Below are 24,190 nucleotides of genomic sequence, written 5' to 3'. Positions count from 1 at the left end.
ATCTTGGATAAGCCCTCGACCGATTAGTACTGGTCAGCTCCATGCATTGCTGCACTTCCACCCCCAGCCTATCTACCTCGTCGTCTTCAAGGGGTCTTACATACTGGGAAATCTCATCTTGAGGGGGGCTTCACGCTTAGATGCTTTCAGCGCTTATCCCTTCCGTACATAGCTACCCAGCGGTGCTCCTGGCGGAACAACTGGTACACCAGCGGTACGTCCATCCCGGTCCTCTCGTACTAAGGACAGCTCCTCTCAAATTTCCTACGCCCACGACAGATAGGGACCGAACTGTCTCACGACGTTCTGAACCCAGCTCGCGTACCGCTTTAATGGGCGAACAGCCCAACCCTTGGGACCTACTTCAGCCCCAGGATGCGATGAGCCGACATCGAGGTGCCAAACCTCCCCGTCGATGTGGACTCTTGGGGGAGATAAGCCTGTTATCCCCAGGGTAGCTTTTATCCGTTGAGCGATGGCCCTTCCATGCGGTACCACCGGATCACTAAGCCCGACTTTCGTCCCTGCTCGACTTGTAGGTCTCGCAGTCAAGCTCCCTTATGCCTTTGCACTCTTCGAATGATTTCCAACCATTCTGAGGGAACCTTTGGGCGCCTCCGTTACTCTTTAGGAGGCGACCGCCCCAGTCAAACTGCCCACCTGACACTGTCCCCGCACCGGATTACGGTACCAGGTTAGAACCTAGATACGATCAGGGTGGTATCCCAACGGTGCCTCCACGCAAGCTGGCGCTCACGTTTCAAAGGCTCCCACCTATCCTGTACAGATCGTACCCAAATTCAATATCAAGCTGCAGTAAAGCTCCATGGGGTCTTTCCGTCTTGTCGCGGGTAACCTGCATCTTCACAGGTATTAAAATTTCACCGGATCTCTCGTTGAGACAGCGCCCAAGTCGTTACGCCATTCGTGCGGGTCAGAATTTACCTGACAAGGAATTTCGCTACCTTAGGACCGTTATAGTTACGGCCGCCGTTTACTGGGGCTTCGGTTCACAGCTTCGGATTGCTCCTAACCGCTCCCCTTAACCTTCCAGCACCGGGCAGGCGTCAGCCCGTATACTTCGCCTTACGGCTTCGCACAGACCTGTGTTTTTGCTAAACAGTCGCTTGGGCCTTTTCACTGCGGCCCCCTCGTGCTATTCACACTACCGGGGCACCCCTTCTCCCGAAGTTACGGGGTCATTTTGCCGAGTTCCTTAACGAGAGTTCTTCCGCGCGCCTTAGAATTCTCTTCTCGCCTACCTGTGTCGGTTTGCGGTACGGGCACCATCACCTGGCTAGAGGCTTTTCTTGGCAGTGTGAGATCATGACCTTCGCTACTATAATTTTCGCTCCCCATCACAGTCCAGCCTTACGATGTGCGGATTTGCCTACACATCAGCCTCACTGCTTAGACGGACATCCATCAGTCCGCGTCACTACCCTGCTGCGTCCCCCCATTGCTCATAACGGCTTACGGTGGTACAGGAATTTCGACCTGTTGTCCTTCGACTACGCCTTTCGGCCTCGCCTTAGGTCCCGACTTACCCTGAGCGGACGAGCCTTCCTCAGGAACCCTTAGGCTTTCGGCGGATCAGATTCTCACTGATCTTTTCGTTACTCATACCGGCATTCTCACTTGTATAATGTCCAGCGCTCCTTACGGTACACCTTCAACCCTTATACAACGCTCCCCTACCCCTGATGCAAGCATCAAGCCATAGCTTCGGTGGTGTGTTTAGCCCCGTTACATTTTCGGCGCAGAGTCACTCGACCAGTGAGCTATTACGCACTCTTTCAATGGTGGCTGCTTCTAAGCCAACATCCTGGTTGTCTGTGCAACTCCACATCCTTTCCCACTTAACACACACTTGGGGACCTTAGCTGATGGTCTGGGCTGTTTCCCTTTTGACAATGGATCTTAGCACTCACTGTCTGACTCCCGGAAGTAAGTCTATGGCATTCGGAGTTTGACTGAGCTTGGTAACCCTTGCGGGCCCCGCACCCAATCAGTGCTCTACCTCCACGACTCTGTTTTCCGAGGCTAGCCCTAAAGCTATTTCGGGGAGAACCAGCTATCTCCGAGTTCGATTGGAATTTCTCCGCTACCCCCACCTCATCCCCGCACTTTTCAACGTGCGTGGGTTCGGGCCTCCAGTGCGTGTTACCGCACCTTCACCCTGGACAGGGGTAGATCACCCGGTTTCGGGTCTACGTCCACGTACTACATCGCCCTATTCAGACTCGCTTTCGCTGCGGCTCCGGCTCTTCACCTTAACCTTGCACGGGAACGTAACTCGCCGGTTCATTCTACAAAAGGCACGCCATCACCCCTAAAACGGGCTCTGACTTTTTGTAAGCACACGGTTTCAGGTTCTATTTCACTCCCCTTCCGGGGTGCTTTTCACCTTTCCCTCACGGTACTGCTTCACTATCGGTCGCTAGGAAGTATTTAGCCTTGGCAGATGGTCCTGCCGGATTCATACGGGGTTTCACGTGCCCCGCACTACTCGGGATACATCTCGGAGAGAGCAGACTTTCAACTACAGGGCTTTTACCTTCTTTGGCGGGCCTTTCCAGACCTCTTCGTTTAACCGGCTCCTTTGTAACTCCATGTGAGATGTCCCACAACCCCAAAGAGCAAGCTCTCTGGTTTGGGCTTCTCCGCGTTCGCTCGCCGCTACTGACGGAATCACTATTGTTTTCTCTTCCTCAGGGTACTTAGATGTTTCAGTTCCCCTGGTATGCCTCTACACAACCTATGTATTCAGTTGTGAGTAACTGGAAATTACCCCAGCTGGGTTTCCCCATTCGGACACCCCCGGATCAAAGCTTGCTTACAGCTCCCCGAGGCAGTTTCGTTGTTCGCCACGTCCTTCATCGGCTCCTAGCGCCTAGGCATCCTCCGTGTGCTCTTAGTAGCTTAACCATAATTGCTCCGGTTTCGACTGCTCGCTTCCCTTGTTTTGCTTACGCAAAGCCAAAAGTCACTCCCATTCGATACCATCGCAATGCAGTTTTCACTATTTATTGAAACTTGTTTTAACACAAGTTCAGCTTAAAAAGGAATGTTCTAAATCGTAAAATTTCGTTTCGATATCTAGTTTTCAAAGAACAAGCTCCATGCAAAAGCAAGCTGTTTGAGAGTTTGAGCTCTCAAAACTGAGCAACGAGTGAGTAAGTTGTGCAGCTAAGCTGCGTATTTGAATGTTTCCGTTACTGGAAACGATTCTCCATAGAAAGGAGGTGATCCAGCCGCACCTTCCGATACGGCTACCTTGTTACGACTTCACCCCAATCATCTATCCCACCTTCGGCGGCTGGCTCCTTGCGGTTACCCCACCGACTTCGGGTGTTATAAACTCTCGTGGTGTGACGGGCGGTGTGTACAAGACCCGGGAACGTATTCACCGCGGCATGCTGATCCGCGATTACTAGCAATTCCGACTTCATGCAGGCGAGTTGCAGCCTGCAATCCGAACTGAGACCGGCTTTTTAGGATTCGTTCCACCTCGCGGCTTCACAGCCCGTTGTACCGGCCATTGTAGTACGTGTGTAGCCCAGGTCATAAGGGGCATGATGATTTGACGTCATCCCCACCTTCCTCCGGTTTGTCACCGGCAGTCACCTTAGAGTGCCCACCCGAAGTGCTGGCAACTAAGATCAAGGGTTGCGCTCGTTGCGGGACTTAACCCAACATCTCACGACACGAGCTGACGACAACCATGCACCACCTGTCTCCTCTGTCCCAAAGGAAAGGTACATCTCTGTACCGGTCAGAGGGATGTCAAGACCTGGTAAGGTTCTTCGCGTTGCTTCGAATTAAACCACATACTCCACTGCTTGTGCGGGTCCCCGTCAATTCCTTTGAGTTTCAGTCTTGCGACCGTACTCCCCAGGCGGAGTGCTTAATGTGTTAACTTCGGCACCAAGGGTATCGAAACCCCTAACACCTAGCACTCATCGTTTACGGCGTGGACTACCAGGGTATCTAATCCTGTTTGCTCCCCACGCTTTCGCGCCTCAGCGTCAGTTACAGCCCAGAGAGTCGCCTTCGCCACTGGTGTTCCTCCACATATCTACGCATTTCACCGCTACACGTGGAATTCCACTCTCCTCTTCTGCACTCAAGTCACCCAGTTTCCAGTGCGATCCGGGGTTGAGCCCCGGGATTAAACACCAGACTTAAATGACCGCCTGCGCGCGCTTTACGCCCAATAATTCCGGACAACGCTTGCCCCCTACGTATTACCGCGGCTGCTGGCACGTAGTTAGCCGGGGCTTTCTTCTCAGGTACCGTCACCTTGAGAGCAGTTACTCTCCCAAGCGTTCTTCCCTGGCAACAGAGCTTTACGATCCGAAAACCTTCATCACTCACGCGGCATTGCTCCGTCAGGCTTTCGCCCATTGCGGAAGATTCCCTACTGCTGCCTCCCGTAGGAGTCTGGGCCGTGTCTCAGTCCCAGTGTGGCCGATCACCCTCTCAGGTCGGCTACGCATCGTCGCCTTGGTGAGCCGTTACCCCACCAACTAGCTAATGCGCCGCAGGCCCATCCCCAAGTGACAGATTGCTCCGTCTTTCCAGTTCTCTTCAGGAGAAGAAAACAACTATTCGGTATTAGCTACCGTTTCCGGTAGTTGTCCCAAGCTTGAGGGCAGGTTGCCTACGTGTTACTCACCCGTCCGCCGCTAACCATCAGAGAAGCAAGCTTCTCATCAAGTCCGCTCGACTTGCATGTATTAGGCATGCCGCCAGCGTTCGTCCTGAGCCAGGATCAAACTCTCCAATAAAGTATTGAAAAGAGCGATAAGCTCATTTTGAAACTGACGAGATTAAAAATCTCATTTATTTTGCTTTGAAACCATACAGCCCGAAGGCTTGTACCGATTTCTCAGCGTCGATCTTGCAAGCAAGATCGTTACTCACTCGTTGTTCAGTTTTCAAAGATCAAACTTGTTCGTGTTACTCTTTTTCGCGTCAGCGCTGTGTTTCAGCGGCGACTTAAATAATATATCATACTGACGAAACCAATGCAATAGCTTTTTCTAAAAAAGATTTTAATAGATTCTAAGTCTCCAATGAGACACTAAAACTTTAGCGAATCTGAGGCCCTCCAACTATGCGTCCACATTCATAGGCTTTCTTAATATCTGCTAAAGAGCCCTACAAGCGTGACACTTCCATACTCCAGTAGGATTACCCTCTTCTCCATACAAAAGTCAAAAGGCCGCCTCTTCCCAGAGTCGACCTTTTGAAACTTTAACGCTACTCGTTACAGTACAGTGTTATTGCTGTATCCATGGATTTCTACGCTTTTTGCTGTCAGAACTACGTTTATTGGTTATCCCCGTGCGTTCTCTTGCTTGTTTCCCGGATACAGATACTTTAGATTTAGCTTTGGCAGCAGGTTTGGCTGTTCTGCGTTTCGCAGTTCCTGTTTTGGCTGCTTGTTTAGGCTTTGCTTCCAGATTGAACTCAGCCTCACTCTCTGTAGAGGACTGGCTTAAGTTAGCCTCGTCACGTCCGCCCTTTTTGCCTTCCCCCTTGCCTTGTGGAGGGTAGAGTTCACCGAATGCACCTAGCGGAGACGGCGGCACCATGTTCTGAGTAGGGTATGGGTTTTGATAGGCATATTCCAATGGCTGATGAGGCATCATGGATGTGGTCATTTCGGGTTGCATCCCATAAGGATTGTATGTGCCCCACGCTGGGTTCTGGTAGTTATGTGAGGGATATGCGTATTGATGGTTAGGCATATGATGGTTGCCACATCCGCATGGCGGGTACGGTAGCATAGAGTAAGGAGAAATATGAGGCGGTTGGTGGTTCATATGCTCATTGGCCGCAAATGGAGGGTATGGGCTGTTCACTTGACCTGCTGGTGCAATCGGATACGAGTTATTCTGCATCTCTGCAGATACGTTCGGCATAACGTTGTTATGGTTATACTCTGAACCAGTCCAAGGCATGTTAGATGTATTACCTATGTCGTAAGGACTCACTTCAGTTATACCCGGGAATGTAGCATTGTCATTCGCCCCAGCTGTATACATGTTTTGTGGAGCAGTGTATACCTCTTGTGCAGGTACAGGAACCTGGGCATATGGATGCTCGACAGGAGCATGAAGCATTTTACTGCCACAACCACACGGAGCTTTGGTCGCAGGCGCCACCTCTGTAGGCCATTTCGTATTGTTAGGTATTACAGGTAAAGGCAGAACTTCAGGTGAGATATTAGGCATCGTATACGTTGGCGCTTCAGTTATCGGTTTTAATTGCACTTCGGATTTGGTGTTTTCCTTATTCTGAGCTTCCATCTGCGGCTTCTCTTCAGAAATTTCAGGCAACTGTGGTAACACTTCCACTTCTGGGTTGATATTAGGTACGACCGGATTTGCAGGTACAGGAGCAGGAACTACATTGGAGACTTCTGGTACAGGTGTTGGTTCATGTACGGGGACTACTGGAGCCGTTTCTTCTTTAACTCCTGTGTATTCCTTCCCTTCAGGCGACAACTTCTCATGAGCAACAATGGATGATGCACCATTCTCTGAATTCGCATTTCCAGGTGCATTCGCTGATGGAATGTACACAGTCTCCCCTACAAGAAGAGCATTCGGATTTTTCAATTGTGGGTTCGCATTGATCATATCTTTCAACGGAACTCCCCAAGCCTGTGACAACTTCCACAATGAATCGCCTTGCTGAACTTTATGACTGTGTAACATGCCTTCCGGCTTTGGTGTTACAGGCTCCGCAGGAATTTTGACCTTCATACCAATCTCCAACTTGTCGGGATCTGCAATTTGCGGATTGGCTGCGATAATTTTGTCCAACGCTACATTATATTTTTGGGACAGCAGATATAATGTGTCGCCTTTTTTCACCATGTGTATTTTCACTTGGAACTAACCTCCTAGACGTGATACTTGGGCAGTACATTCGCCCATACCGTTACTACATCCTATGCAGAAATTGGGCCAATGACATCAACTAAGCAAAAAAAATCCTTCCTGCCCCAAAAACCGCATACTCCAGGTATGCTGAATTTCTGAGACAAGAAGGATTTTTGCTTCCCTATTCCGATCGTTCCATTTAATCTTCCCAAACTTTATAACCGTCTTTGTCGACAATTTGACGGAACGCTTCCAGCAGTCTCAAGGTTACAGGACCTGCGACGCCCGTTCCAATCGTTCTGCCGTCCACCTCATAAGCAGCAATAACTTCCGCAGCTGTTCCAGTGAAAAAGACTTCGTCGGCAATATACACATCATGTAGCGTAAATGGCACTTCTTTTAATTCAAGATTCAGCTCACCGCACAGATCGATAATGGCCTGACGTGTAATTCCTTCCAGTGCACCCAGATAGCAAGGTGGCGTATACACTACACCCTTTTTAATGATAAAAATGTTATCACTGGAACCTTCAGTAACATATCCTTGCGAGTTCAGCATAATCGCTTCACCAACACCCGCATAGTTGGATTGAATTTTAACAAGGATGTTATTCAGATAATTCAATGATTTAATTTTTGGATTAAGTGCATCCGGGATGTTGCGGCGCTGGGAGACAGACACGGCTTTCAACCCAGTAAGATATGCTTCCTCCGGATAGATTGCCAGTTGCTCTACAATGATGATAACAGATGCTTTAGGACAGCGCAGCGGATCAAGGCCCAAGTTACCAGGTCCACGTGAAACGATCAGACGAATATAACCGTTACGCATATCATTGCGACGGACCGTTTCAGCCATCACTTCTAGCATCTCATCATAAGACAGCGGAATGTTCAGACTGATGGATTTAGCCGAATCGTACAAACGATCCAAATGCGCTTTGCATCTGAAAATGTTACCGTTATAAATTCGAATACCTTCGAAAATACCGTCTCCGTACAAAAATCCGTGATCATATACCGAAACGGTTGCATTCTCCTTGGTCACATATTGACCATCCAAATAAATCCATTGATCTGGCACCGATGACTGCACCTCCATAAAATTTTCATCCCTGATTCCGGAACTAATTTTATCTCGTTCATTGTACAACAAATGACAAGCTATTATTGCTCACATTACCCAGTTTTATGACAGCCTTCAATAATGTACGTCCTGATTCAGGTCGTTTTCAACGAAGGATATGTATAACACGGATAGCTGCCAAGAATACGTACCTGACAATTCAAAGCCTCAATCTCAGCCATGGCTGCGGTAAGCAATACCGAATCTGCACTTTCCTCAACATCAATGTAAAAATAATAACTCCCCAACCTTTTCTTCGTTGGACGAGATTCCAGTCGCGTCAAGTTCAGCTTCCGCCAGGCAAAAGCAGACAGCACCTGATGCAATGCACCCGGTGCATCTTCAGGCAATGTAACCAGCAAACTGGTTTTCACATGATCAGGCTCTCGTGGTATCTGAACAGGCTCATGGCCTATCAGCACAAAACGAGTATAGTTGTTGTCATGGTTGGTAACCCGTTCAGCCATAATATCCAAACCATGCTTCTGTGCAGCCAGCCTTGTGCCAATCGCAACCCAGCCTTTGCCAGGATTTTTTTTCACAATTTCTACAGCTTCCGCTGTACTATTTACGCCCTCAAGGTCTGCTCCAGGTGAATGCAGGCGAATAAAATTCTGGCACTGCGGAATCGCTACAGGATGGGACATGATCTTCGTAATTTTCCCGAAATCATATTCACCACTCTCTGTCCTGAACTCGGACCCATGTCCAATGACATTCTGGATGGATGGGTAAACCCATTCTGCCTGCATCGGAATATCCACTTCGTTAACCAGCCAGTCCATATGCAAACTAACGGAGCCTTCAATGGTATTCTCAATGGGTATGACACTGTACTGGGATTTCCCACTATCCGTAGCCCGGAAAACATCAGAAATCAGCTTGGAATGAAGCAATTCCAAAGGTTCCCCATTAAACAGAAAATCTACTGCTTCATGAGAGACTGAACCTTCAGGTAATACTGCAATTCGTTTCATGCGTTAACTTCCCCTTTAACTCTGTCCATAAACGGACTTTCATCTTGATCAGGCAGTACGGTAACACCATCCAGATCCGGATCCAACCATAATGCAGATGCAGCGATGCCTTCACGGCTCATCGTGTCTATCAAATATTGCTCTAGTTCGAGCTTACGAGTATCATGACGATCTACCAACGTCAAAACAGTGGGTCCAGCTCCACTCAATGCAGCCCCCAGAGCTCCATGACTGACCGCATGTTCCAGGATCTCAGCCATGCCGGGTACCAAAGATGCCCTGTAAGGTTGATGAATCCGATCAGACATCGCCTTTTGAATCATGTCCAATCTTCCACTTGCCAAAGCCGCAACAAGTAAGGATGATCTGCTTATGTTGTGAATGACATCAGACTTGTCAAATTGCTGTGGAATTACATTTCTTGCTTTCGAAGTGGATAACTCGAAGTCCGGTACAATGACCAAAGTTTGCAAATCCTGATGCGGCTCAATACGAATATGGTCTACCCGACTGCCATCCCACGCTGCTGCAATGATACCTCCATATAGTGAAGCACCTACATTATCCGGATGTTTCTCCAACGACGTAGCCATATCCAGAAGCTTGGCATCAGATAACGGAGTGCCAATTAATGCATTAGCAGCAGCCAATGCACCGACGATGGCGGATGCACTGCTTCCCAGTCCCCGAGTAAGCGGAATCTCGGAATACATGGAAATCTCCAACTCCGGCACAGAAACCCCTGCTTCGTTGAATACCATCTGTGCAACTTCATATATCAGATTGGATTTATCTGTTGGCAGACCCGTCAGATGATCTCCATGTAAATGGAATGTTGTCTGCTCTGCCGGTTTCATCTCAAGCCATGCATACAGAGACAACGCCATGCCCAGGGTATCAAACCCTGGACCCAGATTGGCTGTACTTGCAGGCACTTTAACAATTACCCTTTGCTGCAGACTCATACGGATTGTTGCTCCAGTTGTGCAATTGCCGCCATAACCGCTTCTTCGGAATCTTCGACAACAAGCGGCTCGGTCGCTACCGTTTTGATTGCAATATTAGGATCTTTGAGTCCATGTCCTGTCAGTACGCAAACCACAGTCTCTCCGCCTTTAAAGTACCCTTCACTCTTCAGTTTGTATACACCAGCAACGGAAGCAGCAGATGCAGGTTCAGCAAAGATCCCTTCACGAGCGGCGATCGTACGATAGGCAGTCAGAATTTCTTCGTCAGTTACATAATTAATCTGTCCGCCAGACTCTTCAGCTGCAGCTACAGCGGTTTTCCAACTTGCCGGATTACCAATTCGAATAGCTGTTGCTACGGTTTCAGGCTCAAGAATCGGTTCACCTTTGACAATTGCCATCGCGCCTTCCGCTTCAAAACCGACCATACGAGGCAGGGAGTTCGATTTACCTGCTTCTTTATACTCTTTGAACCCTTTCCAGTAAGCCGAGATGTTCCCTGCGTTACCCACTGGAATGGCGAGTACATCAGGTGCTTGACCAAGCTGTTCAATGACTTCAAACGCAGCTGTTTTCTGTCCTTCAATCCGGAACGGATTCACGGAGTTCACGAGCGTAATGGGATGTTTGGCTGTAATCTCACGCACAATTTCCAATGCACGGTCAAAGTTGCCATTAATCGCAATAACTTTTGCTCCATAGATCATGGCTTGAGCCAGTTTACCCAGCGCAATGTTGTTATTCGGGATCAAAACGATACAATTCAGACCAGCACGAGCCGCATAGGCTGCTGCTGCCGCTGAAGTATTACCTGTTGATGCACACATAATCGTGCGGCTGCCTTCTTCCACTGCTTTAGCAACAGCCATAACCATTCCGCGGTCTTTAAATGAACCTGTCGGATTCAAACCTTCGTATTTGAAATATAAATTCAATCCGAGTTCCTCGGACAGATTCTCCGCATGAACCAGGGGTGTGTTTCCTTCGTGAAGCGTAAGCAGGGGCGTGTTTTCATTAACCGGAAGGTGCTCTTTATACGTTTGCAGTAATCCTTGATATCTCATTGTGGGTAAACTCCTTTGTCATTAATAATCCGAATATGATTGCATACATCTATATGGTTAAACGTGTATCTTAAACCTGGACTTAAAAAATTCAAACCGGAATTTGGGGACGATTTATCCTTCTACCCGATACACACTCTTAATGCGACGAATAACCGCAAGGGATTCAAAGTGTTTCAATACTTTATCCATGCTCGCCTTGCTAGCGTTATGCGTAACGATGATGATCTCAGCATCCGGGTTGTGCTCGTTCGGCTGTTGCACAACTGAAGCCAAGCTGACTTCGTATTCAGCGAAGATTTGTGTAATTTGCGCCAGTACCCCTGCCTTATCATCCACATGCAGCAAAATAAAGTTTTTCGACATAATGTGCTCGTCACTTTGCAGACGTTTCTGTTTATAAGGCACAATCGCTTTGAGACCATTCACACCCAGCTTCAGGTTTTTGATCACTGCCACGATATCCGCTACTACAGAAGTTGCCGTCGGAAGCTCGCCTGCACCCGCACCGTAGAACATCGTCTCACCTACAGCCTCGCCATGTACATACACAGCGTTGAACACCCCATTGACGGATGCAATCGGATGATTCTGTCTTACCATTGTCGGCTGAACACTAATGGTGATCTCATCATCCCGACGATCTGCGATACCCAGCAGCTTCATCTCGTAACCTAGTCTTTTGGCATAGGTAATATCTTCACGAGTGACGGATGTAATCCCTTTAACGGTCACGTCTTTCAGTTCCACATTGGTACGGAAGCCCAAAGTACTCAAAATCGCCATTTTGCGAGCTGCATCGAGTCCTTCGACATCCGAAGTTGGATCAGTTTCTGCATATCCGAGTGCTTGAGCTTCTGCGAGAACCTCTTCATAAGAGGCACCTTCCTGGCTCATTTTGGTCAAAATAAAGTTCGTTGTTCCGTTCACTATCCCCATAATGCGGGTAATCCGGTCGGAAGAGAAACCTTCAATCAGCGTGCGGATGATCGGAATGCCCCCAGCCACACTCGCTTCATAGAATACATCACATTGCTTTTCCTGTGCCTTGGCCAAGATCTCGGAACCATGCAAAGCCATTAGATCCTTGTTTGCAGTTACGATATGTTTGCCCCGCTCCAGTGCTTCAAGAATGTATTCTTTGGTCTGATCAATGCCGCCCATAACTTCCACGATAACATCAATATCCGGGTGACGGATGACTTCCCAAGGATCTTCAGTGAGCTTCGCACGGTCTACAGCAATGACACGATCCTTCTCTGTATTCTTTACTGCAATCTTCTCAATAACGATAGGTGATCCAACCTGACTGCTCAGATCCTCCTGATTTCCTTCCACGATGCGAACGACCCCAGTACCCACCGTACCCAGGCCCAACAATCCTACTTTTACCGGTTTCACTAACGACCTACCCCCAATGTCTTTTTCTCCTTCACCCCTGTACGATTTTAACCATACAACTTATTCCTAAACGTTTTACGATAACGTCTAATTAACCTTGGCCTACAATGCGCGTGCGTCGAACCCCGGGCATATCCTGCATCCGATCGAGCATTTCTCCGATTTCTCCATGAAGATGTGACGTCTCCACTGAAATGACAACGTTGGCTCTTCCCTGGAGCGGGATACTTTGGTTAATGGTTAACACATTGGCTCCATAACCAGCTACATGTCCGAGCACACGAGACAATATTCCTGATTGATGCTCCAAATCAATGGAGATCGTTACAATTCGCTCCCGTTCAAGCTGATTGATCAAATGGATGCCATCCTTGTACTTATAAAAAGCACTTCGGCTTAATCCAACCTGTTCAACCGCCTCATGAACTGTTTTGACATCACCGGAAGCCAGCAGTTCTTTTACCTGCATGGTCTTTACCACAGCCTCTGGCAAAATGTCTTCCCGTACTAAGTAATAGCGTTCATTCACAGAACGTCCTCTCCTCAAAGACTCATGTATTCATATTGTGGACATTATATAGGATCTATCCCGAAAGGGCAATACCTCACATGTCTATTTTTTGAAAAACTATTCCTAACAGTATACAAGTTTCTTCCACGCGCAGGTAAGGAAAATTAAAAAAACGCAGAGCAGCGGGTAAACTCCCACTTCTCTGCGTTTATGTTTTAACCAGTATCGGTACTGTGGCCGGCTATCTTAATAGTAGCTGCTGCCTTCCACAAATTCGAACTCGAAATCGCCAATGCGCACAATGGTGCCTTCTTCAGCTCCGCGTTTACGCAGTTCCGCATCCACACCCATATGACGCAATGTACGCGCCAGTTTGAGAATAGCTTCATGCGAATTCAGCTGCATCCGTTTCATCATACGTTCAATCTTGGCACTTTCGACCACGAAGATTTCATTCTCCCGTACAATACGGAAACCATCGTCCTCTTTTTTGTCCAAGCTGTACACTTTGCGTTCGGATAAGTCAGCAACTTCTTCGACCATGGGCTCGTCCGGAATTTGATCCAGAAGATCAGCCGCACGATACAGGAGCTCCTGAATCCCTTTCCGTGTCAGCGACGAAATAGGCATTACTTCAATATCCGGTTGAACTTCACGAGCCTTCTGCAAAAATTGTTCCAGATTGGCTTCAGAATCCGGCATGTCCATTTTATTGGCTGCTACAACCTGTGGTCTTTCAGCGAGGACAGGATTGTACAATTTCAGTTCCTCGTTGATTTTCTGCCAGTCTTCGAACGGATCACGTCCTTCGGAACCAGACATGTCAACGACATGGACGATAATACGTGTACGTTCTACGTGACGCAAGAACTCATGTCCAAGTCCAATACCTTCGTGAGCACCTTCAATCAGACCCGGCAAGTCGGCCATAACAAAGCTGCGACCTTCACCCACACCAACTACACCGAGGTTAGGTGTAATGGTTGTAAAATGATAGGCTCCAATCTTAGGCTTGGCTGCCGAAACAACAGACAACAGCGTGGATTTTCCGACACTCGGAAAACCAACCAGACCGACATCTGCCATGACCTTAAGCTCAAGTACGATGTAACGTTCTTGGCCCTCTTCACCATTTTCGGCCAGTTCTGGTGCTGGATTGTTAGGCGTGGCAAAACGAATGTTTCCCCGTCCGCCTCGTCCGCCACGAGCAACAACAACCTGTTGACCATGACGTGTCAAATCAGCCAGTACTTCTCCACTGTCTTCATCCAAAATGACGGTTCCAGGTGGAATACGTACAATCATGTTCTCAGCGTTCGCGCCATGCTGACTTTTATTACGTCCCTTCTCACCACGAGGGGCCTTGAAGTGACGCTGGTAACGGAAATCCATCAACGTACGCAGACCTTCATCCACACGGAAAATGATGTCAGCTCCTCTGCCTCCATCACCCCCGGCAGGTCCGCCGTTCGGTACATACTTCTCACGACGAAACGAAATAATTCCGTCCCCTCCGTCTCCGGCTTTCACATAAATCTTCGCTTTATCTACAAACATTGGTTAACCCCTTCTTCCTATATTCCACAAGGCATTCTGAATTGTATAAACGTATCCTCAGACGGAAGCTGCTCCGTTCTGACTTTTTTTCCTTTGAGTACGGCATTAAGCTGCCGCAATGTTTCCGGATCGGGTGTTTGATCCCCATCCAGCCGGACAACCACATCTCCGTGATCCTGTCCGAAGTTCAAGGTCAGTTTGCGAACCTCTCCCCAAGACGACCGGCCGCCGCCATATTGATAGGCTCGAATCGCATCGGCAATCGCCCCCGTAAGCGACTCGCCATCCTCGGGAGAGACCAGAGCACTAAGCTGCAACTCTTCCTCTACGACCACATGCAATTCCAGAGCGACTCCACTGGTCCGGAAAGATTGAAGATAAAATACGAGTGAAGGAATACCCAATCTGGAGATTCGGCTTTCTTCGTTAACCCGCTCTACTATTCTTTCCACACATTGCACTGATTTATCAAGTTTGCCCAGTCTAAGATATCCATACAACACCTGAAGATCGTTCATCCAATCATGCCTATGATGATTTAATGATGCAATTGCTGTTTTTTCCATAGATTGTATGATGGTTCTGCGTTCCGCCTCTGCCTGTCTCTTCATCACGTTCACAGAAACAAAAAGCACCGCGACGGACCACAATGCGTATACAGCAATTAAAATAACCACTGGATACAGCATAACGAAAACCAAAGGAATCAGAAGTGAACATGCCGCAATCCAGGGCACTCTTTTCCAAGATTTCATGGCTTCTCCCCGTTCTACAAAACTCGGTTGGTTTAATCCCCACCGTAACCAAGTATAACATGTCTTTTCTGCCAGTTCATTATCGAATAACCTATAAATACAAAAAGCCTTCGGCAAAAATGCCGAAGGCTCCTTAGGCGGAATGCCGATATTATGCTTCTACTGCAGCTGCTACTGGAGCAACATTCACAGGGTAGATGCTTACTTTTTTACGATCGCGTCCCCAACGTTCGAATTTCACAACGCCGTCAACTTTCGCAAACAAAGTGTCATCTTTACCGATACCCACGTTAGTACCTGGGTGAATTTTCGTTCCGCGTTGGCGAACGAGAATGCTACCACCAGTTACTGTTTGACCGTCAGCACGTTTAACGCCAAGGCGTTGTGCGTTACTGTCACGACCATTCTTCGTGGAACCTACACCTTTTTTCGATGCGAATAACTGAAGATTTAATTTCAACATGATTGGTTGTCCTCCTTCTTTAATTATTTGACTTGCTCTATCTGAATATACTTTCCGTATGACTCTGCAATATCAGTGAGCATAAGTACCATGGATTCGAGTAGCAATTGCACCTGGGACCAGGTTCCGTCTTTCTCCAACACAGGTAAAGAAGCGCTTAAAAAGCCATTCTTCATCTTGGCGTCCATTTCGACACCAGTCAATGTTTCGATCGAGTTCACCGTACCCACTGTAACAGCGGATACCCCGGCACATACGATGTCTTCTCCTCGCTTGGCAAAATTAGCATGCCCTTTGATGGAGAAACGATCGATACTCCCGTCATCATTACGAAAGACTTGAACGATAATCACTTATCGCACCTTCTTACGCTTTGATTGCTTCGATAGTTACTTTTGTATACGGTTGACGGTGACCTTGCTTCACATGGTAGTTCTTTTTAGGTTTGTATTTGTATACAACAACCTTTTGTCCTTTGCCATGTTTCTCCACTTTAGCCGTTACAGTTGCTCCGGAAACCAATGGTGTACCTGCTGTCAAACCTTGATCGTTAGATACAGCCAGGACACGGTCGAACGTTACGCTTTCGCCATCGTTCGCAGTCAATTTCTCGATGAACAGAACATCGCCCTCTTGGACTTTGTACTGTTTGCCACCTGTTTCAATAATTGCGTACATTTGCCTTGCACCTCCTCATGTCTCAGACTCGCCCGGTCTCAGGTGACAGTGTCCTTGCGGAACTGTTCTTGTACCCGGCCAGTGCGGTTACAGCATGTGCAAGACCAATAGGCTAAACACATACCTGATGATTATACCACCAACTATACTAAAAATCAATGCAACGGCGAAATATATCTTTTGCCTGTCCCATGACAGGAAGAACAAGGTTCTACATAAGGGAGCGTGCTTTCTTCCCGTACCTTCTTACGGGTAAGTTCGAGCAACCCCAGCTTGGTCCACCCTATTACAAAAGCCTTGGTTCGATCCTTCTTGAGTTCATTTTCCAGTGTTGCCGCAACTTCATGCCGATTCATCGCTTCCTCCATATCAATGAAGTCCACAATAATCATGCCGCCGATATCCCGAAGACGCATTAAACGGGCAATCTCAACCGCTGCCTGCATGTTCGTCTCCGTCACAGTCTCTTCCAGACTGTCACCGCCTGCTCCGGTGTACTTGCCTGTATTGACATCGACTACAGTGAGCGCCTCGGTATGATCAATGACAATATATCCGCCTCCAGGCAGCCATACCTTGCGGGCAAAATCCTTGTTCAACTGCTCCTGTACACGATAAGCAGAAAAGATTGATTCTTCTCCCCTGTATACCTGTACTTTAGGTTGATGGCCCGGACAGATTTCCTCCAGCAAAGCACTCAACTCACGGGCTTGTACTTCATTGTCCGTAATTACCTCATCGCTGCCAGGCGTATACACATCACGAATGATCCGCTGAACCATACTGTGATCCCGATGCAGCAGGCTTGGTGAAGGCAAACTATCCGCTTTTTCACGAATCAGACGCCACTGCTCACGTAATGTTTCCAGATCGGCCTGAATGGCTTCCCTCTGTTCCTCTGCGGATACGGTTCGTATGATAAGCCCCTCTTCGTCCCGTCTCAATTGTTCCCCCAACGTTTTGAGGCGGGATCGATCCCCCTCACGGGCAATTTTCTTGGAGACGGCTACATAGTCCGCTAAAGGCATGTAGACAAGCCATCGGCCCGGCAGCGAATAATGAGTCGTCACCCGGGCTCCTTTGCTTCCTACTGGCTCCTTCAAGACCTGGACGATTACCTCCTGACCTGGACGAAGCAGCTCCGAAATGGAAGGCTTCACTTTGGGCTGTTTCTCCAGATTGGGATGCAATACATCGTCCACATACAGAAAAGCATTCTTTTTCTGACCTATATCCACAAAAGCAGCTTGCATACCTGGTAACACGTTCACTACCCGTCCTTTGAAATACGAACCCAGCAGTCCACGCTCGCGTGTACGCTCTGCCATGAATTCTACAGCTTTGCCTTCTTCCAGAAGCGCCATTTGCATGAGGTTATGTTCATTATGTACAATCATTTGTTTCATGGCTTCACCTCTAGAAGACAATTCAATTCATCCACATCCATTCTGTATCTTCGCCATACTCATTGTACATGTATTAACCAAATGAAGGACAGTTCCACCAAGATGCTATAACTTATCCTTGTCTTGTTTGAAATAAGAACCGATGATTCGCTGCTCAGGCAAAACGGCCATGATTCTTCCCTGTCTATTCATCACATATATCATATGGTATCTTTCTCTCTTTAATAGACGCAAAATAGTCTCCAAAGGTTTCGCCGGAAATGAGATTATCGGCTGTGCCAAACTGCCTGTAGCTGCATGACGGGTGAATGCACTTTCACGATTCATCAGAAAGCGGATAAACCGGTAGGGAATATTTCGGTAATCGGTCACATTGGAATAGAACAGAAAAATTCCGATCAACAGAATATTTAACGGCAGCCCGGAATCACCGGTAAACCATCGACCGATGGCAACCAAGATAACTCCTGCGCTACACACAATGCTGATTCTGTAAGTCCACATCAATGTCGTATAGTAGGGAGCAGCAAGACTAACGAGTGCCTGTACAATTTTACCGCCATCCAAGGGCAACACGGGTAACAGGTTAAATAGGGCAATCAGCAGATTCCCCTGTATAATATAATCTAAAAAAATCGGGTCTCCCAAATTTCCATACTTTAGCAACAAAACGACTCCAACCATGAGCATATTTTGAAACGGGCCTGCCAAAGCGATAATGATCTCCCGACGTGCTGTAATATTTCCGGCATCTTCAATAACGGCGACGCCGCCAAAAGGAAGCATCTGTATCGAAAGGACACGGCAGCCCAGAAGGGCTGCCGCTGCAGCATGTCCACATTCATGAATAAAAACGATGGCAAACAGCGTGATGAGTTCAATAAAATTCCCAGTCAACAGGGAAGCCATCATGATAATCACAAAAAAAGGATGAAACGAGATACGTACACCCCACAACCTAATCAAGGGCAACCACTTCCGCAGGGTCTACGTACTGCTCGCCCTCTTTTACAGCGAAATACAATGTGGCAGGTTGATCATTTCCAGTCTCCTTTAGGCTACCGACTGCGTCACCCGCTTCTACCCAATCATTTACCTGGACTTCACTTTCGTTCAAGCGTCCGTATATGGCTGTGACTTGACCAGTGTGCTGGATTACAACCGTTGTCCCATTTTCCGGATCATCCAATACTTGAAGTACGCGTCCGGCATCTGAACTGACTACTTGAACAAGTCCTGTACCGCCAGCTTCGGGAACAATCTCAATTCCTTTCATGCTCAGTGCAAAAGGCTGAACGACCGTTCCCGAGATCGGTTTACCCAGGAGGTGTCGGATACCCGATCCGTTCACAGGATCAGTGGTATGCCCAAGAACAGGCAGGAATGATGGCGTTCCGCCAAAATGCCTTTCGTACCAGGCAGCGGCATAGGCAAAATCCATATCCCGTTGCAGCACATCGGCGATCACGGTTTTGGCAGGTGTCGTCCATGAACTGTTCAACTGGAACAACCCCCAGACGCCACCGAATAATAGAATACTAACCACCGTTCGTCCTACCAATGACTTCATTAGATTGAAACGTGGATGGCCGCCAGGACCATAATGCCCGTTCTCTTTTTTCCACAGCCATTCCGGATCTCTTTCCTGTTCTGTCAGCGAAGATCTTGCCGTTCGCAGATTATCTTGTATATCTATAGACGAGAACGGATTACGTTGCGCAGATGTACGCTTATCGGAAACCGAGCCCGATTCTCGCTGCTGCATAATTTCTTCCGTAGCACCATCCATTAACCGCCGAATGCGCTCTTCTCTTCTCTGCTTGATTCTGAGTTTCGTATTCATGGAATGTCCTCCCGCCGAGGCTTGTTTACTACATCCTATGAGGGGCTCGTTCATAATATGAACAAGCTTCGGCGGGAAGCAAAAATAACCCCACAACGTGGAGTCCTATTGTGAAGCACATGCCCTGTTCTATACCAAAGCTCCTTTAATCAAAGGCTCCATTATAATCAAAAAGCCGGGCTTTAGGGCCACGGCTGTCATACATAAATATGATAAGGAAGAGCCAGTTAACCCATTCCAAAAAACTTCTTAAAGCGTGTGAAAGCACCCTTTTTTTGCTCCAATTGCATCAGGGGAACGGTATCTCCCAGAATACGACGGGCAATATTGCGATAGGCAATGGCCGCAAGTGAATCCGGATTCATCACTGTAGGCTCTCCCGAGTTGGCGGCCTTGATGACAAGCTCATCATCAGGAACAATCCCAATCAGATCAATATTAAGTACTTGTAAAATGCCGTCAATGTCGAGCATGTCGCCTGATTTGACCATATTGTTGCGTATACGGTTCACAACCAATTTTGGTGATTGAATGTGTGAACTCTCCAGCAGACCAATGACACGATCCGCATCACGGACAGCCGCATTTTCTGGTGTAGTGACCACAATCGCCTGGTCAGCTCCTGCAACCGCATTTTTGAACCCCTGCTCAATTCCGGCTGGACAATCAATAATGACGTATTCAAAATCTTTTTTCAATTCGAGGATAATGTCCTTCACCTGTTCTGGTGACACAGAGTTCTTATCTCTCGTTTGTGCTGCAGGAAGCATATATAATTCTTCAAAACGTTTATCTTTGACCAAAGCCTGATTCAGTCGGCAGCGGCCGTCTGCAACGTCGCACAGATCATAAATGATCCGGTTTTCGAGTCCCATCACGACATCCAGATTGCGAAGGCCGATATCGGTATCTACCAGACAAACCTTTTTGCCGAGCAGCGCCAGCGCTGTCCCGATGTTTGCCGAGGTGGTTGTTTTACCCACGCCGCCTTTACCCGAAGTGATCACGATCGCCTCTCCCATGAGCTACACTCCTTTAAACACATTAAAATCTCGGCGCAACCGAACGATATTGCTCATCTTGTCGATCTGCATCTGATTGTCCTGTAAATAAGCAAATTCCATTCCGGTCTCTCGGCTCTCCCACTCATCGGGAGGACGGCTGATGATGTCAGCGATCCGCAGCTGCGTTGGTGCAAACACCGAAGCTGCAATGATCGAGTCTTCGTCCCCACCAATTCCAGCGTGAGCCATGCCTCTGAGTGAACCCAAAACATATATATCTCCGGTACACGTTACTGTGCCCCCCGGATTGATATCACCAAGAAACAGTAGATTCCCTTCATGATGAAGTACCTGACCCGAACGTACCATACCACACATGGTTATAATCGGCGGCGGCCCTTTAACCTCTGGTTTAAGGGCCGGTGAGTCTATGGAACGAATGAGCAAATTCCCTTTTTGTTTCAATATATCAAGAATTGCTTCTTTCTGGTCCTCCGTTACTTCCCGGTTGCCCAGTTTGATATCCACATGAACTATCGGTCCGGTCAAAATATTTTGATGGCTGTGTTCCAGCTTATAGCGGAGCTCGTAGAGCAATTCCTCGAATTCACATTGATCGTCCAACAGGAAAACCAGGCCGTCTCGGATGCCTTTAATCGTTACGTGATTCGATTTTACCGTCATAAGCCTGTCCCTCCCATCTCATTACATTTCGTGCCCGGGTCCCCAAGTTCCTGCTTCTCCCTCCATAAATGTATCAAGAAGCTTCTTGTGCTTTGCTCTTTCTCTTACCAATCCGCTCCAGTTGTTTCCGAAGAGGAACATAAATGATAAGCGCAAACACAAAATGAATGAACAAATTGGGAATCATGTATTCAAGCAACGCCCAGTCAAATGTCACATGATTGAGTTGGAAGAGCTTGTACAGAAAGAATAACATGGTGTCATTCAGCAAACTTCCCAAAAGGACGACGGAAACCATAACCGGCAGTGGTGCGCGCGGCGCTTGAAAAATAAGTCCCATCATATATGCCGATAATCCCATCGAAAATCCGTATGGTCCAATCATTTCGCCGTAGAACACGACATCGTGCAATAGTCCAAAACATATGCCAAGCACCAACGCCGTGTGCCGATGATGATATACAGCAATAAACAAAATCACGATGTAGACCAGGTTGGCAGAAATACGCGTTTGCCAGGCTGAAGGAATGAGCAGCGGAAGAATCGTTCCTTCAACAATGAACAAAACGAACAGTAACAGGAATAAGACTTGCTTGCGCGTTATCATTATTCTTTTACCTCAGGTGGGATAATGACAATCAGCTCTTTCCAGTCAAGGAAGCTTGCATAAGGCTTAATAATCGCAGTCCGTGTCAAACCATATTCCCCAACTTCAACCTTTTGCACTTCTCCGATGCGCATGTACTTTGGAAAATTGTTGATAATCCCGGAGGAGATGATTTCATCACCCTTTTTAATATCTGAATCTTCCGAGATCTTGGTCATTTTGAGCATGCCGGATTTTGGATCATAACTCTCAATCATGCCAAACACTTTTTCTTTGCCCACGGCTGTAGCTGCGATGGCATTGGATGTTGGGTCATTGGCGTCCATAGAGGTTAGCAGATTAACCGTTGACGTATACGAGCTGACATGACTGACAACCCCAACCAGACCATCCAGCGAGGTCACCGCCATGCCTGGTTTGATTCCGGCATTTTCGCCAATATCAATATTGATCGATCTGCTGTTGGGGTCGGAATTGGCGCTGATGACCTGAGCAATTCGCGTATCATAATTGTATCGGTTCCGTTGCTCCTCAGTGAATTTGAGATTTTCTTCCAGCTGCGCAATTTTTTTGTCCATCTCATTGTATTTCAGTCGATCCCGGGTATAGTGCCCCATCGCAATACGAAGCTCTTCATTTTCTTGATATACCGTACGCATGTTCGCCAAATCTTTGAAAAAGCCCGCTACAGAAGAAGCGGGCTTGTAAAATACGTATTGTACAAATCCGACTGAATCCTTCAGGAATTTCTCCGGCCAGGATAGAGCGGTTCGCGGACCGAGCGTAAAGCCCATTAACGCGATAAATGTAACAAGGCCCACCAGCAAAACAAAAAGTCTTTTGTTACCCAGCAGTTTAAACAGTTCGACCACCCTCTAACATCCATTATTCTCTTCCGAGCCATGCCCGGCGGGGAGACTGTCAGACTTATAGTCCCGTCGAGAATATCAGCCGATTCTCCCCGGGTATGCGGGTATTAGCTCTCCCGGGGTTAACCGGGTCCTCTTCATTGATATCATGCCGCTTGGTCGATAAGCGAGCCAAACATGGCATATGTCAATTAACGTTTGGAACGAACTGCCGAACTGCTTCTGCTCTTGAACAAATGAATATTCTCAAGCGCTTTACCTGTTCCGATTGCAACGCAATCGAGCGGGTTCTCTGCTACGATCACAGGCATTCCTGTCTCACCAGCAAGCAGCTTGTCCAGATTACGAAGCAGTGCGCCGCCACCTGTGAGAACAATACCACGGTCCATAATATCCGCTGCCAACTCAGGAGGACATTTCTCCAAGGTTACTTTTACAGCTTCAACAATGGCATTCACCGTATCCGCCAAAGCTTCGCTGATTTCATCCGATGTAATCGTAATCGTCTTCGGCAGACCTGTTACGAGGTCGCGTCCACGAATTTCCATCGTTTCTACTTGCTCAAGCGGCATAGCTGATCCGATATCCATCTTCAACTGCTCGGATGTACGTTCACCGATCATCAGATTATACTGGCGTTTAATGTATTGAATCACGGATTCATCCATCTCGTCACCAGCGACACGAACCGAACGGCTTGTTACAATCCCGCCCAGGGAAATAACTGCCACTTCGGTCGTACCACCACCGATATCTACAACCATGCTTCCCGTTGGTTCCCACACTGGAAGATCTGCACCGATTGCAGCTGCAAAAGGCTCTTCAATCGTGTAGGCTTCACGAGCACCAGCTTGTTTTGTTGCATCTTCAACCGCACGTTGTTCTACCGCTGTAATCCCGGATGGTACACATACCATCACGTTAGGATGACGCTGGAACATGGAACGTTGCTTCTGCGCCTGACGAATAAAGTACTTGATCATTGTTGCTGTTGTATCGAAATCGGCAATAACGCCGTCTTTCATTGGACGAATGGCACGAATGTTACCAGGTGTACGTCCAATCATTTTTTTGGCAGATTCCCCTACTGCCTCAATAGTTTTGGTATCAGTCCGAATAGCAACTACGGAAGGTTCCCGTACCACAATTCCTTTTCCACGTACATAAACGAGTGTATTCGCTGTCCCCAAGTCAATCCCCAAATCTTTGTTAAAACCACCAAACATAATGTAATCTCCTTTTCTGCCTCATATAGCCGCTCCAGTGAATCAAGAGCGTTTCATTTTCATTACCACCAACATGGTGGAGCTACTATTCGCATTTGTTTTGTGTTGCATTGTTTTGCATGTGTAAAGTGAACCTATCTTCTACGGACAACGCC

20 protein-coding genes, 2 rRNA genes and 1 other annotated feature are annotated in these 24,190 nt (G+C 47.7%); all 22 genes read right to left on the bottom strand.

Going from position 1 to position 24,190, the window contains the following annotated elements; translation table 11 throughout:
- Window positions 1–3: 3 nt before the first annotated feature.
- The 22 genes from HW560_RS12280 to HW560_RS12175 all read right to left on the bottom strand — a co-directional run bounded on the left by HW560_RS12280 (window position 4) and on the right by HW560_RS12175 (window position 24,035).
- Window positions 4–2,928 (bottom strand): 23S ribosomal RNA (locus HW560_RS12280).
- Between the two features lie 310 nt (window positions 2,929–3,238).
- Window positions 3,239–4,790: ribosomal RNA gene (locus HW560_RS12275) — 16S ribosomal RNA — on the bottom strand.
- Together the 16S and 23S rRNA genes form the textbook arrangement of a ribosomal RNA operon.
- A 495-nt stretch (window positions 4,791–5,285) precedes the next feature.
- Entirely contained in the window at window positions 5,286–6,902 is a 1,617-nt protein-coding gene (locus HW560_RS12270) for a LysM peptidoglycan-binding domain-containing protein (protein ID WP_179263260.1), read from the bottom strand.
- A 193-nt stretch (window positions 6,903–7,095) separates the two neighbouring features.
- Window positions 7,096–7,980 carry a branched-chain-amino-acid transaminase gene (ilvE, locus tag HW560_RS12265; protein ID WP_179265789.1) on the bottom strand — a complete coding sequence of 295 codons (885 nt, stop codon included), beginning with the start codon at window positions 7,978–7,980 and terminating at the stop codon, window positions 7,096–7,098.
- 137 nt (window positions 7,981–8,117) lie between these two features.
- Window positions 8,118–8,999, bottom strand: coding sequence for a prephenate dehydratase (gene pheA, locus HW560_RS12260; RefSeq protein ID WP_179263258.1), 882 nt, complete (start codon window positions 8,997–8,999; stop codon window positions 8,118–8,120).
- On the bottom strand, window positions 8,996–9,964 hold the full coding sequence (gene thrB / locus HW560_RS12255; RefSeq protein ID WP_090904362.1) for a homoserine kinase: 969 nt from the start codon (window positions 9,962–9,964) through the stop codon (window positions 8,996–8,998). The genes pheA and thrB overlap by 4 nt, the downstream gene beginning before the upstream one ends.
- A complete protein-coding gene (gene thrC, locus HW560_RS12250) occupies window positions 9,961–11,031 on the bottom strand; it encodes a threonine synthase (RefSeq protein WP_090904363.1) in 1,071 nt (356 codons plus the stop codon). The genes thrB and thrC overlap by 4 nt, the downstream gene beginning before the upstream one ends.
- 114 nt (window positions 11,032–11,145) lie before the next feature.
- Entirely contained in the window at window positions 11,146–12,432 is a 1,287-nt protein-coding gene (locus HW560_RS12245; RefSeq protein ID WP_179263256.1) for a homoserine dehydrogenase, read from the bottom strand.
- A 91-nt stretch (window positions 12,433–12,523) separates the two neighbouring features.
- Window positions 12,524–12,961 carry an ACT domain-containing protein gene (locus HW560_RS12240; protein WP_024633956.1) on the bottom strand — a complete coding sequence of 146 codons (438 nt, stop codon included), beginning with the start codon at window positions 12,959–12,961 and terminating at the stop codon, window positions 12,524–12,526.
- A 228-nt stretch (window positions 12,962–13,189) separates the two neighbouring features.
- Window positions 13,190–14,500, bottom strand: a complete 1,311-nt coding sequence (obgE, locus tag HW560_RS12235) for a GTPase ObgE (RefSeq protein WP_090904365.1) — start codon at window positions 14,498–14,500, stop codon at window positions 13,190–13,192.
- Between the two features lie 17 nt (window positions 14,501–14,517).
- Window positions 14,518–15,255, bottom strand: coding sequence for a Spo0B domain-containing protein (locus HW560_RS12230; protein WP_090904366.1), 738 nt, complete (start codon window positions 15,253–15,255; stop codon window positions 14,518–14,520).
- A 151-nt stretch (window positions 15,256–15,406) separates the two neighbouring features.
- Complete coding sequence (gene rpmA, locus HW560_RS12225; protein WP_024633959.1) at window positions 15,407–15,718, bottom strand: 50S ribosomal protein L27; 312 nt, start codon at window positions 15,716–15,718, stop codon at window positions 15,407–15,409.
- 23 nt (window positions 15,719–15,741) lie between these two features.
- Window positions 15,742–16,071: a ribosomal-processing cysteine protease Prp gene (locus HW560_RS12220; RefSeq protein WP_079347324.1), complete on the bottom strand. Its 330-nt coding sequence runs from the start codon at window positions 16,069–16,071 to the stop codon at window positions 15,742–15,744.
- A 13-nt stretch (window positions 16,072–16,084) separates the two neighbouring features.
- A complete protein-coding gene (rplU, locus tag HW560_RS12215; protein ID WP_062328098.1) occupies window positions 16,085–16,396 on the bottom strand; it encodes a 50S ribosomal protein L21 in 312 nt (103 codons plus the stop codon).
- A gap of 14 nt (window positions 16,397–16,410) precedes the next feature.
- Window positions 16,411–16,495 (bottom strand) — a sequence feature (ribosomal protein L21 leader region).
- A gap of 56 nt (window positions 16,496–16,551) precedes the next feature.
- Window positions 16,552–17,802, bottom strand: a complete 1,251-nt coding sequence (locus HW560_RS12210) for an Rne/Rng family ribonuclease (protein WP_090904367.1) — start codon at window positions 17,800–17,802, stop codon at window positions 16,552–16,554.
- 105 nt (window positions 17,803–17,907) lie between these two features.
- On the bottom strand, window positions 17,908–18,768 hold the full coding sequence (locus HW560_RS12205; RefSeq protein WP_090904368.1) for a M50 family metallopeptidase: 861 nt from the start codon (window positions 18,766–18,768) through the stop codon (window positions 17,908–17,910).
- Window positions 18,761–19,645, bottom strand: coding sequence for a M23 family metallopeptidase (locus HW560_RS12200; protein ID WP_179263254.1), 885 nt, complete (start codon window positions 19,643–19,645; stop codon window positions 18,761–18,763). The genes HW560_RS12205 and HW560_RS12200 overlap by 8 nt, the downstream gene beginning before the upstream one ends.
- Before the next feature lie 227 nt (window positions 19,646–19,872).
- Window positions 19,873–20,667 (bottom strand): septum site-determining protein MinD, encoded by a 795-nt coding sequence (gene minD / locus HW560_RS12195; protein ID WP_053783092.1) that lies wholly within the window; start codon window positions 20,665–20,667, stop codon window positions 19,873–19,875.
- A 3-nt stretch (window positions 20,668–20,670) separates the two neighbouring features.
- Complete coding sequence (gene minC, locus HW560_RS12190; RefSeq protein ID WP_090904370.1) at window positions 20,671–21,333, bottom strand: septum site-determining protein MinC; 663 nt, start codon at window positions 21,331–21,333, stop codon at window positions 20,671–20,673.
- Window positions 21,334–21,406: 73 nt separating this feature from the next.
- Complete coding sequence (mreD, locus tag HW560_RS12185; protein WP_090904371.1) at window positions 21,407–21,940, bottom strand: rod shape-determining protein MreD; 534 nt, start codon at window positions 21,938–21,940, stop codon at window positions 21,407–21,409.
- Complete coding sequence (gene mreC / locus HW560_RS12180; RefSeq protein WP_179263252.1) at window positions 21,940–22,812, bottom strand: rod shape-determining protein MreC; 873 nt, start codon at window positions 22,810–22,812, stop codon at window positions 21,940–21,942. Before mreC ends, mreD begins: the two co-directional genes overlap by 1 nt.
- Window positions 22,813–23,000: 188 nt before the next feature.
- Complete coding sequence (locus tag HW560_RS12175) at window positions 23,001–24,035, bottom strand: rod shape-determining protein (protein WP_090904373.1); 1,035 nt, start codon at window positions 24,033–24,035, stop codon at window positions 23,001–23,003.
- Between the last annotated feature and the right edge of the window lie 155 nt (window positions 24,036–24,190).

The sequence above is a fragment of the Paenibacillus sp. E222 genome (assembly GCF_013401555.1).
Classification (GTDB): Bacteria; Bacillota; Bacilli; order Paenibacillales; family Paenibacillaceae; genus Paenibacillus.
The sequence above is the reverse complement of the archived record's forward strand: the minus strand, read 5'-3'. Positions and strand labels throughout refer to the sequence as shown.